The organism is Coprobacillus cateniformis (assembly GCF_009767585.1).
Taxonomy (GTDB): Bacteria; Bacillota_I; Bacilli_A; order Erysipelotrichales; family Coprobacillaceae; genus Coprobacillus; species Coprobacillus cateniformis.
The window spans coordinates 1,520,755-1,535,951 of sequence record NZ_WSNW01000001.1 but is presented as its reverse complement, the minus strand read 5'-3'; the positions used below and the strand labels follow the sequence as shown (position 1 = coordinate 1,535,951).

Below are 15,197 nucleotides of genomic sequence, written 5' to 3'. Positions count from 1 at the left end.
CTTATATCTTTCTTTGTTTTAATGAAATAATGCTAATCAGTCTATCTCGTTTACAATCACTTTGGAATGTATAGAAGTTAAAAAAGGTCTATAGAGTCTTCTAAAAATAGGAAAATGACTGCGAAATAGTTCAAAAAAGATTTATAATTAAAATGAATAGTAGGAGAAGATATTTATGGATAAGTATATTGAAAACTGGAGCCTAAAAGAATTACAAGAAGAAATTATAAAGATACGTCTTATTGATTTAAAGAAACAATATGAACTCTGTATGATTTTATCAGAAAAAGCAAAATTAACAAATGATTTATATGCACTGGCTTTTTCATATACTTTTATTAGTGATTTTTATTTGGCTTCTAAGAAAAATAAAAAATGTTTCATTTATTTAGAGCGTGCAAGGAAACTTTGTGAGTCAAAACATTACATAGAATTATTGGCTAGAATATATAATTTTTATGGGATGTATTATAATGCTAATTATGAAGAAATTAAGGCTCTAGAATATTATTTAAAGTCACTTGATGCATCCGAAGAGTGTCAGAATCAGATGTTAATTTCAAGTGCATATAATAACATAGCAACATGTTTTGATATGAAATGTAACTATTTAGAAGCTATCTATTACTATGATAAATGTTATCATTTATTGGATAATATGAATATGAATACAGGTTATTCTAAGGCTGTTGTTTTGTCTAATTTGTGTAATTGTGAATACAAATTGAAGCAGAAAGAGAAGTTGCATGAGCATCTTAAACTTTTTGAGAGATTAAAAGAAAATGAATTTGTTGAAGGAATGCAACTATTGTATCTATTCTGTAAATTAATGAATATCCATTCTCAGAATAATACTTCTTTGAATACTATAATGGATGAGATACTGAATGAACAGAAAAAAGTAGAAAATCGACTTCTCGTATATCAAGTATTAAAAAACATTTGTTCAATTATGCTTGAAATAAATAATCAGAAATATTCAAATAAAATATTAAATATTTTGAATGAAATTCAAGATGATGCTGAAATTAAATCAAAAAGAGAACTACAAAAACTGATTATCAGTTATTATGAAAAATTTGGAACACAAGAGGAACTATTGAAGGCATATCAAGAATTTTATAACATTATTCTTACAATTGAAGATATTGATATGGTAGATAATAGTGGTGGTCTTTCTGCAACCATTGAACTATATAGGACAAAAGAGCGACAAGTTTCATTAGAAAAAGAAAATGAACAGCTTGAAAAATTAATGAATACTGACGATTTAACTCAAGTTTTTAATCGTCGTTGTTTTAATAATGATATAATTAATCAAACACTGCAAAACAAATCATCTGTAGCAGTGGCAATGATAGATATTGATTATTTCAAACAATACAATGATATTTATGGACACCAAATGGGTGATCAGGCATTGATAGAAGTTGGAAAATGCATGAATAAATACAACAGAGAAGGAATTGTTCGCTTTTATCGTTATGGTGGTGATGAATTCACAGTAATATTTATTGACCAATCAGAAGAAAACGTTTGTGAAATCATGGATAGTTTAATAAATGATATAAAGTTTAAAGAAATTCCCCATAAAGGATCAAAGACAGATTGTATTTTAACATTATCTTATGGCTATGCTATTTGTACAGGTCAAAAGATTGATATTCAGGCTTTAATAAAACAAGCTGATGAACAACTGTATCAACATAAGAAATTACGTAGGTTAGTTACACTGAATAAAAAATGAATTGATTGAGAAGGTGCAAATTGAAACTAATATAAGAAATTCTTATTCATTTGCATAATTCATATCTTTAGGAAATGTAATGATCATGAACTAGGTAAAATCAATTTATAAAGGAGCGTGGAAATATGCAAATAACAAAGGAAATTTTATATGGGATTTTAGATGCTTATGTTTATGAAATTATATTTGTAGATAGAAATCATACTGTATGTTATATGAATAAAACAGCAAAGCAAAGATATGGGGATCGCGTTCAAGTAGGTAAAAGTCTTTTTAATTGTCATAATAAAAATTCTAAAGAAAAAATTGAAGAGTTTCTAAGAAGGGCAGATGCTGGAGAGAATGAAATGTTTGAAATTCTTAATGAAAAAACTGGTGAAAGAGAGTTCTTTGTTCCTGTTAGAAATTCAGATGGTGATGTCATAGGGTATTATGAAAGACATGAGGTTTCTTGGACTAAGGATACTCCTCATATACCAATATATGAGTATTGGAAAAATAAACAATGAAATCAAATAACTAGAAATAAGTTAGGTTATTCAATCTTCATAGGCACGCAAGTATTTATATAAAACATAGTGGTATTTACAGACAGTATTAGCGTTAAACTTATATCATTCAAAAAGATGAACAGAAAGTAGCCAGTATGATATTATTCATTTGATGATTATAGTAGAACGCAATTGTCAAAATGATAAATGTTTAATAACATTTGGTCAATATTGTTAAAAAAATCTGGTTCAAGGGTGTTCATTAAAATTATGTTTTGGTAGGAGACTTATAATCATATAAGTCTTTTTTGAAGCTATAATATTGTTATATTCAAGTGCAAATGATTTCATTTGAATTTAAATTATGATATGATAAACATATATATGAGCAAGGTATTGCAAATATAAAGTTGCAATTTTTAATGTCTAAAGACGAGTATTCATTCATAAAAAATGATCAGCAATTGTGTGGTAGATATAGAAAATGATAAATATCAGGAGGCAAAGTATGAAAAAAACACTATCGAAAGTAGGAGCAATATTAGTTCCAGTTATTCTATGTACCTCCTTAGCATTTACAGCATTTCTATCAATCCAATTAATTGATGATTTACAAGGGAATGCAAGGGTTGTTAACTATATTGGTATTGTGCGTGGTGCTACACAAAGGCTCGTAAAAAAGGAATTAAATCATGAACCTGATGATAATCTTATTAAACATTTAGATAAGATTTTAGATGGACTATCAAATGGAAGTGATGAATTTGATTTAATAAAACTTGAAAGTCAACAATTTCAATCGTTATTAGTAGAAATGAAAAATGATTGGAATCACTTGAAAACAGAAATACATAAGTATAGATCTGGTTTAGATAATCAAACTTTATTTGAAATGAGTGAAGACTATTTTGAATTAGCAGATAATACTGTACTTGTAGCTGAAAACTATATAGAAGAAAGAGTGCAGAGTGCAAGAAATTTACTGCTCATCATGAATTCTGTATTCATAGTCATGGCAGGTGGATGTACTATTTTCACGTATTATCAGCAGAGGCGCCAACAAAGAATTATAGAGATTGAAAATGAAAATATCAGAAAAAGTGAACAATTAGCAAGGCGTGCTCAGCAATTGCTTGCACCTATGAATGAAATATCAGAAATGATGTATGTTTCAGATATAGATACATATGAATTATTATTTATAAATGATGCTGGTAAAAGAATATTCCAAGTTGATGATACTCAAAAAAGTTTAAAATGTTATAAAGTTATACAGGGATTTGATGAACCTTGTCCATTTTGTACAAGTTCACTTTTAAAAATGGATGAAACACATTCCTGGGAATATACAAATCCTCTATTAAAGAAACATTATCTGTTGAAAGATCGATTGATTGAATGGGATGGACGAATTGCAAGAATGGAAATCGCTTTTGATATTACAGAAGCTAATAATGAGAAAAAAGAATTAAAACAAAGACTGAAAAGAGATAACATTCGTTTAGAATGTATTCGTGAACTTTATCATAACCGTGATATTAACATGGCTATGTCAAATATTTTAAAACAAATTGGTGAATTATTTTTAGCTGATCGTGCATATATTCTCCTGTTTCATAATAATCATTTTTCTAATCTTGCTGAATGGTGTAGAGAAGGTGTTGAACCACAGATTGATAGTCTACAAGATATACCTTTAACTGGTTATGAAGTTTGGGTAAGCGAACTTGAAGAACATAAAGATATCGTTATTGATGATATTAGGGAGTTAAAAAACAAATTGCCATCAGGTTATGACTTTCTTGCTCAACAAGGTATTAGAAACTTAACATGGGTTCCTTTAGAGAAAGATGGACACTTAAATGGTTGTATTGGTTTAGATAATCAACCGTTAAATATGTCAAAAATGGCTGTTCCTTTCTTACGAACAGTACAGTATTTTATTGCATTAACAATGGAAAGAAATGAAAATGAAAAAACATTATTTGAGTTGAGTCATTTAGATAAATTGACATCATTTTATAATAGGAATTGTTTTATTCAAGATGTTGCAGATATGAGCCATCAGCATGAATCAGTTGGAGTTATCTATTTAGATGTTAATGGTTTAAAAGAAACAAATGACAATTTTGGTCATGATGCTGGGGATAAGTTATTAAAAGCATGTGCAGAAATTATAAAAAGAAGTTCGACTTCAAAATATCTTTATCGTATTGGTGGAGATGAGTTTGTGGTTATATATATGAAAATAAGTAAAGAGGAGTTTGAATATAATGTCCAAAAGATGAAAAATAACTTTATGAGCAGTCAATGCCGAGTTGCTATTGGAGTTCAGTGGACAAAAGATAGTCAAGATATTCAAAATATAATAAAGCGCGCAGATGAATTAATGTATTCAAATAAGCAAGAATATTATTCAACGCATAAAACAACAGGACGCTATAGACATGATAAAACTTTACAATATTTATCGAATCCAGATATTCTTGATTTGAAAATATCTCAAGGACAATTTCATGTATATTTGCAGGCAAAAATAGATGTTAAAAGTTGTGAGTTAGTCGGAGCAGATGCATTAATAAAATACAAAGATGATTCTCAATTTATACAGTCACCTGATAAATTTATTTCTATATTAGAGGATTCTCATCAAATTGATAAGATAGATTTTTTTGTATTTGAGAAAATATGTCAGCAATTACAAGAGTGGAAAAATGCAAATAAAAAATTATTTCCAATATCAAGTCATTTCTCAAGAAGTACCTTTATGAAATCTGATTTTTTAGAAAGACTCGAAACAACAGTAGAACTATATGATGTTCCTAAAAAATATTTAGAAGTAGAGATTACTGAAAATATGTTTACCACAAATTATAAAGAAGTAAAAGAACGAATTACTCAAATTAGATCAGCAGGATTTATTGTTTCAGTTGATGATTTTGGTATTGAAAGCTCGAATCTTGCTCTTTTAGCAACAGCTCAATTTGATATTCTCAAAATAGATAAAAGTTTTATATCAGATGTTGTATCTAATAAAAACACCAGAACTGTTATTGAGTCTATGGTTGATGTTTGTACAAAAATGAATATTAAACTTATTGCTGAAGGTGTTGAAAATAAAGAACAATTAAATGTATTAAAAGAATGTGGAATTAGAACAGTTCAAGGTTTTTTGTTTAGTAAACCTATACCAATGATTGAGTACGAATGGAAGTATATGAAATAAATGGGAAAATATAAAGAGGATAGAATATGAAGAAAACAGATTTACTGGAAAATAAATTAAAGACTAAGGGAATTCTTGCTTTTTTAATCATTATTAGTGTCATAGCATTACTTTGTTCATTGCTCATTAAGCGTGGTTCGGATATAGCCAATAATGAAGTCAATAGATATTTATCAGAGATTTCACAACAGACTTCCTATAAGGTGAATCAAGGAATAGATATGAATATTGATAAATTAACGACCATAGGGCGTTCTTTAAGATATTTAAATAAAGAAAAGCAAGAGAGTTATATTAAGGAAATATTAGCTGACAGTGCTTATGAATGGATAGGCATTGTCTCATCTGAAGGAGTTATAAGGACTACAAATGATCAAGGTGTTCATCTAAATAATTTACAGATTATTCAAGAGGTTTTACAAGGTCAATCTGTAGTAAGTGAAGAAATCGTAGAAAATTCACAAGGTGAAAAGGGGACACTTTATGCAGTACCATATCAGGAAAATAATGAAAAAAATGTACTTGTTGGATGGATGCCCAGTGATACAATGAGGTTATTATTAAATACAGATACATTTGATGGAACAGGATTCTCGCATATAGTATCAAAAAATGGGAATTTCATATTGTATTCAGCAAATTCTAACTCAGCACTTAAAGGAGATAACTTCTTTACTTCATTAGAAGAGCAAGGAAAAGTGAGTGATGGCTATCATTTAGAATCTATGAAAAAGAATCTTTTAGATGGGAAAGATGGTGAAATTGAATTTACAATTGGTGATAATGAGGAGCGAGCTTTGATATATACAGCTTTAGATGAGGGGAATTGGTATCTCTTATCTATTGTTCCACCTGACATTTATAATACTCTCATTAGTTCATATATATTTCAATCTGTTTTAACAGTGGCAGGCAGTGTATCAGTGTTGTTCATTTGTTTGTTTATAATGATATGGTGGGTAACGAAGAATAAGAATCAAGAAATTTATAATATTGCTTTTGTTGATCCCATTACTCTTGGGTTTACACAGCCACGATTAAAAATAGAAATAGATGAATTGATGAATCATTTTGAACCTTTCTCTTTTATTACACTTGATTTAAAGAAGTTTAAATTAATTAATGACTCATTTGGCAGTTATGAAGGAAATAGGGTCCTTAATCACGTATATCATTGTATAAAGAAAAACTTAAATGATAAGGAATCAGTATCAAGAATTAATGCTGATAACTTTGATATTATCTTTAAGACAATTGATAAAGAAGAAATATCTGAACGTTTAACAAAGATAGCAACAGATATTAATGAATTTAATAAGGAACGAGAAATTCCTTATTTTATACCCATTATTTGTGGAACGTATATTGTAACACAAAAAGATGATACAATGATTACTATTCATGACCGTGCTAATGCGGCACGAAAGAAAAATAAACAAAATGGACAGTTACTTTGCAATAATCTTTTTTATGAAGAATTAGAAAGACTTAATATGATCAAAGAAAAAGAAATTGAAAATTCAATGGAAAAAGCATTAGAAAATCATGAGTTTGAAGTTTATCTTCAACCAAAGGTATGTTTAAAAACAGGCAAGGTTATAGGTGCAGAAGCCTTAGTTCGTTGGATACATCCAACGAAAGGAATGATTTATCCAAATGATTTTATACCATTATTTGAAGAGAATGGCTTTATTTTAAAGTTGGATCAATATGTTTTTGAAGAAGTGTGTAAATTATTACGTAGATGGATTGATGAAGAAAAGCCACTTCGAAGAATTTCTGTTAATCTTTCACGTAATCACTTAAATAAACAAGGGTTTTTAAAAGAATATAGTGTAATTCAAAAAAAATACAATGTACCACCAGAACTATTAGAAATAGAATTAACTGAAACAATTGTTTTTGAGAATCTATCCTTGCTTAAAGATATTATTGATGATATTCATAATATGGGGTTTCTATGTTCAATGGATGATTTTGGAAGTGGTTATTCTTCACTTAATGTTTTAAAAGAGGTGCCTGTAGACATATTAAAGCTTGATCGCATTTTCTTTGTCAATGAAGCTACAAAACGCAGCAATGATGTTGTTCAAAGTGTCATTGAATTGGCAAAGAAATTAGATATGGAAACTGTTGCTGAGGGAATTGAAACAATCCCTCAGGTTGAGAGTCTACAAAAGATGCAATGCGATATTATTCAAGGATATGTTTTTGCAAAACCAATGCCTATAAGTGAATTTGAAGAAAAATATAATAAAGATCTTGCCATTATTGATGTAAATCATTAAATAAAAATATCCTTTGAAACAGAAGATAAAATTAAATCTGTGAATGAGGATATTTTTTGATATAAATGAAAATATGAATAAACATTTTAAGCTAATGGTAACAAGTTTCTTTACCGATGTAACATTATGAACTTATTTTGCTATAATGGTTAATGAAGATTAACGAAAGAGATGAGACTATGAGCAAACATGAAGTTATAATTAACAAGGAAAAGTGTATAGGATGTCAAATGTGTATAAAAGATTGTCCTGCACATAACATTGAATTCAAAGACAAGAAAGCAGCAATTATTGATAAAGAGTGTATAATGTGTGGTCATTGTGTTGCTATTTGTCCAAAAAATGCAGTTATTATAAGTGGCTACACAGATCATCCTATAATAAGGGAGAAGGATGTAAACTTAAATCCCAATGATATTTTAAATACAATACGTTTTCGAAGAACAATTAGGCAATTTCAAAAGAAAAATATTCCACAATCAGTGTTAGAGCAAATTGTAGAAGCAGGAAGGCTCACACACACAGCCAAAAATATGCAGGATATTTCAATGATAGTATTAGATAAAGAAAAGTCAAGAGTAGAAAGAATGGCAGTTCAACTCTTTAGAAGAATAAAGCCATTTGCAAATCTATTCAGCTCTATGATAAAAAGAACGAATATAACTGATGATTTCTTCTTTTTTGAAGCTCCTATAGCAATAGTCATTGCCTCAAAAGATCCAATTAATGGTGCATTGGCTGCTCAAAATATGGAATTCGTTGCAGAAGCAAATGGTTTAGGTGTTTTATATAGTGGTTTTTTTTCAATGGCAGCAAATCATTCATGGCAAATTAAAAGAATTTTGGAATTACCAAAAGGGAAAAAAGTTATAACAACCTTGGTTTTAGGTTATCCTAAAGTTAAATATCAGAGAAGTGTGCAAAGAGAAAAGAGCGACATTAAATTTTTATGAGGTGAATATATGGAAAAAGAATGTCAAGAAAGATTAGAACAAATTACTTATGGATTTAAGGAATGTCAAAAAGCACTCATAGCAATAGGAGATGAAACAAGGCAAGTTATTTTACTTGTTTTATTACAGAGTGATTTATCAGGTATACGTGTTGGAGAAATAGCTAAAAAAGCTCATTTAACAAGACCATCAGTATCTCACCATTTACAGATACTGAAAGAAGCTGGAATTGTAAATATGAGAAAAGAAGGAACGAAAAACTTTTATTATATAAGTGGAGATGAAACACGTTGGAAGGAAATTGTTGATTTGGTTGAACTTATATATGAAGGCGTTTTGCATATTAAAAAATAGGGAGGAATAAATGATGATTTTATATTTTTCGGGTACTGGTAATAGTCAGTATGTTGCTCATATCATTAGTAAAGAAATACATGATGATGTACTTAATCTATTTGATAAAATACGTACTCAAGACTACACAGCTTTAAAATCTTCCAAACCATGGATCATTGTTGCACCTACATATGCGTGGAGAATCCCACGCATAGTAAATGAATGGTTAAAGAAAACACCACTTCATGGAAATAAAGATATTTATTTTGTGATGACTTGTGCAGGTTCAAAAGGAAATGCAGGATACTATCTTAAAGAATGGTGTCAAGATAAAGGACTTCAATATAAAGGTTGCACACAAATCATTATGCCAGAAAATTATATTGCACTTTATGATACAACTTCTCCAGAATTAATTCCTGAAATTTTGGAACAAGCATATCGTTGTGTTTTAAAGAGTGTTTACTATATTAAAGAAAATAAGTCATTCCCTGAATCATCAATAACACTAAAGGACAAAGTAAGTAGTGGAATTGTTAATGATCTTTTTTATCCTTTATTTGTACAAGCTAAAAAATTCTATGGAAATGATAATTGTATCTCATGTGGCAAATGTGAAAAACTCTGTCCTTTAAGTAATATAAAACTTATAGAGGGTCAACCTATATGGGGAAATCATTGCACGCATTGTATGGCTTGTATTTCTCGCTGTCCAAAAGGTGCAATTGAATATGGAAAGAAGACAAAAGACAGAATTCGATATGTTTGTCCAAAATAACAATTAAAAGTATTATATAAAAACGGAGGCTTGATATCTTATTTATCATTTCTCCGTTTTATTTTTAATATAAATATAAGTTCGTAAATGTTAACTTTTACGAACTTATAATTTTACCACTATATTCCCATATATTTACTAATATTTTATCCTATTTAACGTATTATTACAAGGTTTTTAAAAGTTAACAATTATAAACTCAATGTTTACGAAGGTTGTATAAAGTCTCATCAGAACTCAACATTTACACAAGGACTTATAATTTAAATATACACTATATAGACGACAAAGAGAGGAAAGGTAATATATGAGAAAAAAAGTTTTATTGAAAGTATCAGCTTGTTGTTTGGTAGTAATTATGTCCTTTAATGTATTGATTCAGGGAACATTAGCTACAAAAGAGAAATCTACAATACCAATATCTCATGATGATACAGAAACAGTTAGTCATAGCAAAAATACACCTAATCCAGAAACGGATTTTGATTTTAGTTCTTCTACAGGAACTATCACAAAATATAAGGGTTCTGCTGGAACAGTTATAATTCCAGATACAATTGGTGGCATTCCAGTGAAAGTCATAGGCGATGATGCCTTTAATTATGCTAGAATTAATAAGAAAGTTCTTTCTATAACATTACCATCAACATTAAAATCCATAGGCAATTCTGCATTTTATAATCAAGATATTTCATACATTGATTTTCCAAATGGACTTGATAGAATAGAAGGACAAGCCTTTTTAAATTGTACTCAATTAAAAGAGGTTATATTACCTGATTCAGTATCAACATTGGGGGAAAGTGCTTTTAAACAATGTGAATCTATTGAAAAGGTTGTGTTATCTAGTAACTTGACTGAGATACCGAATTCATGTTTTTACTCTTGGACAAAACAAGGAGCCCTTAATGACATTATATTTAAAGAAGGTCTAGAGGTCATAGGGGCAAATGCATTTATGAATCAAAGTCTAAAAAATGTACAGCTTCCTAATTCAGTTCGTATTATTGATCAACAAGTGTTTGCAAGGCAAGCAGACGCGAGTAATCATGGAGATTTTTATATTGGAACTGGCATTGAAGAGATTCGTTCCCAAAATGGTATTCCAAATATAGCAAATGCATTTTCAGGATGGAAAGGTAGAATTATATTTCCGCTTACAAAAGATGTCATAGACTCTAGAGGAGCAAATGCTATATTAGATTATCCCAATAGTTCATTCAAGGTGTTTTATGCAAATATTGTAGATTATAATACAAATGGTGGAAATCCAGCAAGTATACCAAGTGAAACAGTTTTATTTGAAGATACTATAAAAAGTATTCCTGTTCAACCAATTAAAGATGGCTTTTCCTTTGCAGGCTGGTACAGTGATAGTGCTTTAACTAATCCATGGAACTTTACAACTTCAAAGGTAACATCAGATATGACTTTATATGCAAAATGGGATGAATCAAATTCTCATTTAACTGAAATAGATGAAAATACTATAATTGTTACAAAACCATCTAATACAAACAATAACATTAACACATCAGATAGTACCAATACTCATTTATATATTTTTTTTACAGTTTTATCTCTTTTAGCTTTTGGTATTGTTATTTTTAAAAAGAAAAACATTTAAAATATGATATAAGCTTTGTTGATGGTATTCATATTGGTGAATTTGCAGATCATTAATACAACATACTGATTAATCAGTACTTTCGTTTGAAAGAATGAAACATATATATTATAATATATATAAATGAGAAAGAGAGAAAGTCATTCGGTAAAATGTCAAGAAAATAAATAAAATCTTTTTTAGATAAATCAAAAACCATCATCTAAAAAAGAGTACACTAAAAAGAAGTATGAAAAAATTTATGAAATTGACAAATTACTCAATGACTGTGTCATGAGACACAGAAACGTATAATTTACTGTCACGTAGCAAGACATAAATTAAACGAACTAGTTTTCTTGATGTAAGGACGAGTGCTCTACGATGCTTGTGTGTAGAGGCTTCGTTATACTTCTTACGATAAAAAGAAGTCGTATAATCAAAGCCATGCATCACTGACATCTGTGTGGATTGAGTTATGTAATATTTTAAATATTTATTACATGAATTCGCTGAATGTTTTTCATCAGCAATAAAATTGCCCGAGTCATTCTTCTTCCAATGGAAACCGGCATATTTAGCCAATGAAGCATCACTTTTGAAATAGGAAATATCACCAATTTCAGAAAGTATACCTGCTGCAAAGACAGGTCCGATACCTGTTATAGACATCAGAGATTGATATCCGTTAGGATAAAGACCTTTCATTTCCTTCTCAATGGCCTTATCAACCATCTTGATTTGAGATTCAATGCATTGAATCAGGTTGATAGAAGCAGTAATTGAGATAGTTATAGGGTCATATGCAGTTTTATCAAGTCTATAGGAAGAACGAATCGCTTTATCAAAAAGAGAAGCAATTTTACCATAATCATCACATCTGTTTTGAGAAGCAGATTTGAAATATTCAATGATTTCATCCAAAGGTTTTTCAGCCAAATCAAAAGGGGAAGCATAATCAGTTAAAAATTTCGTGTTGGAAGCAGAAAAATTATCACTGAAAGGCAAATCCTTATGAGGAAGGGTCATAAGACCAGAAACCTTTAAATAGATATTGTTGAGAACGTAATTCTTTTCTCTAATAAGCTGCTCAGCTAAATGATAACGTTCACGAGTGAGACGTTTAAGAGCGATATGTTGAGCAGCTTTAAAGGGACGAAGCTTTTTACAGCGACCAACACGAGCAAAATCTGCAATCAAAAAAGCATCACCCAGATCAGTTTTTTCCATTTCAATATAAGACTTCTTATAATTGGCAATGGATTTGGCATTAACAGAATATATGATGACAGAAGTGCCGACAATCGAAAGCTGAGATGAAAGATAAGCACAAATATGATAGTCATATATAGAAGTTGATTCAGTAACGATGATGATGGAATCGAACTTTTCTTTATCAACAAAAGCCAAGACAGATGTAATGAGAAGATCACATCCATCAGGGTTATTTGGAAAAGAGAGATTAAAGAAAACATCCTGATTAAAGTTAACAGCACAGACTTGATTATTTTTGGTTGAAACATCAATACCTACAAAGAGAGTGTTCATGGGATCACCACCTTTCAAAAAAGATAAAACTAGAAACAAAATATTGGAAAGACCTCCGTTCTTTAGACATGATGCGACCTCGCCATAAGAATAGAACAATACAGATCAAAGGCTACGTATCACAAAAGTATTGAACAAACAACATTCGGTAAGCAGAGACATTCTAAAGTTGAGAAACAGACTTTCTATAGAAGATATCATGAAGATACTTCAAGGAGAATTAGAATAAATTCCAATAATAGAGTGACTAGTAACTCTATTATAACTTAGGAAAATCCAATATTGAAATAAACTTGTAAAGATGACTAGTCATCTTTACAAAATATATTATACGAGGAGATTAATTATGGAAAAAGAAGTGCTAGACTATGTGATTGAAAAAACACATGAATTAATGAATGCATCATCTTGTTGTAATGAAGCAAAAGAAGCTGCTCAATCATGGTTGGACGCTATTGGAACAGAAGATGAAGGTATTGAAACAGAAAAGTATATTGCTGAGTTAGAAGAAGATATTGGAACTATTGATGGCTTGATAGATTTTGCTGGATCTGAGTATGGTATAAAACACTTTGGAGTTGAAACTGCTAAAAGTATTTTAGAACATGCGAAGGAAATAAAGGCTCAAGGTGCAAAGTATTGCGATTGTGCTGCATGCCAAGCTGTTGCTGCAATTCTTGAAAAGAAAGATGATTTACTTTATTTGATGAAAAAAGATTAATTTGATAATAGTCATGAAAAGAGTAAAATGATACATGAACTGCCTCCAATCTGTTAGATTTTTGGTCTAAGTTTTTGGGGGCAGTTCATACAGTGGTTTACTCTTTTTATTTATAAGTATAATTATAAAGTGTTTGTGAATATATGAGAAGTATAGTAAAATATGAAAAAATAGAAAATAATAGCGAGGTTAATGAATGAATAGAAAATATCCTAAAATTATTCTTTCCGAAGAGGGAGAGAAGTGGTTAGATAATGGTCAAATGTGGATGTATAAAAACAATGCAGTTGATATTGATGAAACAATTGAAAATGGATCATTGGTAGATATTATGACAACTAGAGGAAGATATATGGGAACAGGTTTTATTTCTAAGAATAGTCATATTACTGTTCGTATTTTATCAAAGAAAAGTGATGAAATCATTGATAGAGATTTTTTTAAGAAAAGAATCCAATTTGCATATGATTTTCGTAAGACACTAGAACTAGATAATATTGAGAATTGTAGACTTATTTTTGGTGAGGCAGATCAGCTGCCAGGATTAACTGTTGATAGATATAATGACATTTTGGTCACACAAGTGAGTTCATATGGATTAGATGTTATAAAAGACATGATTTATGAACTGTTGCTTGAAGTTTTAAATGAAGATGGGCAAGATATCAAAGGGATTTATGAAAGAAATGATATAAAGATAAGGGCAAAAGAAGGGTTGTCATTAGAAAAAGGTTTTTGGAGAAATGCTCATTTACCAACAACAACAATTATCAATGAAAATGGAATTTTATTACATGTTGATGTAGAAAATGGTCAAAAGACAGGATATTTTTTAGATCAGAAAGCCAATAGAGTTTTATTAAGAAAAATGGCACATGGTAAAAAAGTATTGGATTGTTTTAGTCATACAGGAGGTTTTGCATTAAATGCTGCATATGGTAAAGCAAAAGAAGTACACGCAGTTGATGTTTCTCAAACTGCTTTGAACCAGGCCTATGAAAATGCTAAATTAAATCATTTGGAGAATAAAATGAGGTTTATAAAAGATGATGTTTTTGATTATTTAGATAAATGTAAAGTCGGGCAGTATGATATTATTGTCTTAGATCCACCTGCATTTACAAAATCAAGAAGAACAATTGATCATGCTTATAATGGATATAAAAAAATTAATATGAAAGCTATGAAATTATTAGGTAGAGGTGGATATCTCATCACATGTAGTTGTTCACGTTTTATGGAAACTGATAATTTTGAAAAGATGTTGCGTGAATCTGCTCTTGAAAGCGGAGTGACTCTAAAACAGGTATCTGTGACACAACAAAATCATGATCATCCTATTCTTTGGACAATGGAAGAAACATCTTATTTAAAGTTTTATATTTTCCAGATTATTTAGTATATTTAAATAATGAAGAAGTTTAATGTATAAACTTCTTTTTTAATGGTGCATTTTAAAAAATTCTTTTCATGTGATTGAATCACAGAACTTATCAATATATT

General features: G+C 29.7%; 11 protein-coding genes. 10 read left to right on the top strand and 1 reads right to left on the bottom strand.

Features of this window, described 5'->3' with window-relative positions:
* Window positions 1–175 precede the first annotated feature (175 nt).
* The 8 genes from GQF29_RS07760 to GQF29_RS07725 all read left to right on the top strand — a co-directional run bounded on the left by GQF29_RS07760 (window position 176) and on the right by GQF29_RS07725 (window position 11,446).
* Complete coding sequence (locus GQF29_RS07760) at window positions 176–1,747, top strand: tetratricopeptide repeat-containing diguanylate cyclase (protein WP_181987823.1); 1,572 nt, start codon at window positions 176–178, stop codon at window positions 1,745–1,747.
* Between the two features lie 125 nt (window positions 1,748–1,872).
* A complete protein-coding gene (locus tag GQF29_RS07755; RefSeq protein WP_008789106.1) occupies window positions 1,873–2,256 on the top strand; it encodes a PAS domain-containing protein in 384 nt (127 codons plus the stop codon).
* Window positions 2,257–2,746: 490 nt separating this feature from the next.
* Window positions 2,747–5,464 carry a sensor domain-containing diguanylate cyclase gene (locus GQF29_RS07750; protein WP_008789107.1) on the top strand — a complete coding sequence of 906 codons (2,718 nt, stop codon included), beginning with the start codon at window positions 2,747–2,749 and terminating at the stop codon, window positions 5,462–5,464.
* A 26-nt stretch (window positions 5,465–5,490) separates the two neighbouring features.
* Window positions 5,491–7,752, top strand: coding sequence for a bifunctional diguanylate cyclase/phosphodiesterase (locus GQF29_RS07745; RefSeq protein ID WP_008789108.1), 2,262 nt, complete (start codon window positions 5,491–5,493; stop codon window positions 7,750–7,752).
* Window positions 7,753–7,931: 179 nt separating this feature from the next.
* Window positions 7,932–8,705 carry a nitroreductase family protein gene (locus GQF29_RS07740; RefSeq protein WP_054688733.1) on the top strand — a complete coding sequence of 258 codons (774 nt, stop codon included), beginning with the start codon at window positions 7,932–7,934 and terminating at the stop codon, window positions 8,703–8,705.
* Window positions 8,706–8,714: 9 nt separating this feature from the next.
* Window positions 8,715–9,059, top strand: coding sequence for an ArsR/SmtB family transcription factor (locus GQF29_RS07735; protein WP_008789110.1), 345 nt, complete (start codon window positions 8,715–8,717; stop codon window positions 9,057–9,059).
* A 10-nt stretch (window positions 9,060–9,069) separates the two neighbouring features.
* A complete protein-coding gene (locus GQF29_RS07730) occupies window positions 9,070–9,819 on the top strand; it encodes an EFR1 family ferrodoxin (RefSeq protein WP_008789111.1) in 750 nt (249 codons plus the stop codon).
* Window positions 9,820–10,126: 307 nt separating this feature from the next.
* Window positions 10,127–11,446 (top strand): leucine-rich repeat protein, encoded by a 1,320-nt coding sequence (locus GQF29_RS07725; protein ID WP_160340773.1) that lies wholly within the window; start codon window positions 10,127–10,129, stop codon window positions 11,444–11,446.
* A gap of 255 nt (window positions 11,447–11,701) precedes the next feature.
* On the opposite strand, the gene GQF29_RS07720 is transcribed toward GQF29_RS07725, so the two are convergent.
* Entirely contained in the window at window positions 11,702–12,973 is a 1,272-nt protein-coding gene (locus GQF29_RS07720) for an IS110 family RNA-guided transposase (RefSeq protein WP_008790900.1), read from the bottom strand.
* Between the two features lie 346 nt (window positions 12,974–13,319).
* Between GQF29_RS07720 and GQF29_RS07715 the strand changes: the two genes are divergently transcribed.
* Window positions 13,320–13,694, top strand: coding sequence for a hypothetical protein (locus tag GQF29_RS07715; protein WP_008789114.1), 375 nt, complete (start codon window positions 13,320–13,322; stop codon window positions 13,692–13,694).
* Window positions 13,695–13,890: 196 nt separating this feature from the next.
* Window positions 13,891–15,093, top strand: coding sequence for a class I SAM-dependent rRNA methyltransferase (locus GQF29_RS07710; protein ID WP_054689409.1), 1,203 nt, complete (start codon window positions 13,891–13,893; stop codon window positions 15,091–15,093).
* Window positions 15,094–15,197 lie beyond the last annotated feature (104 nt).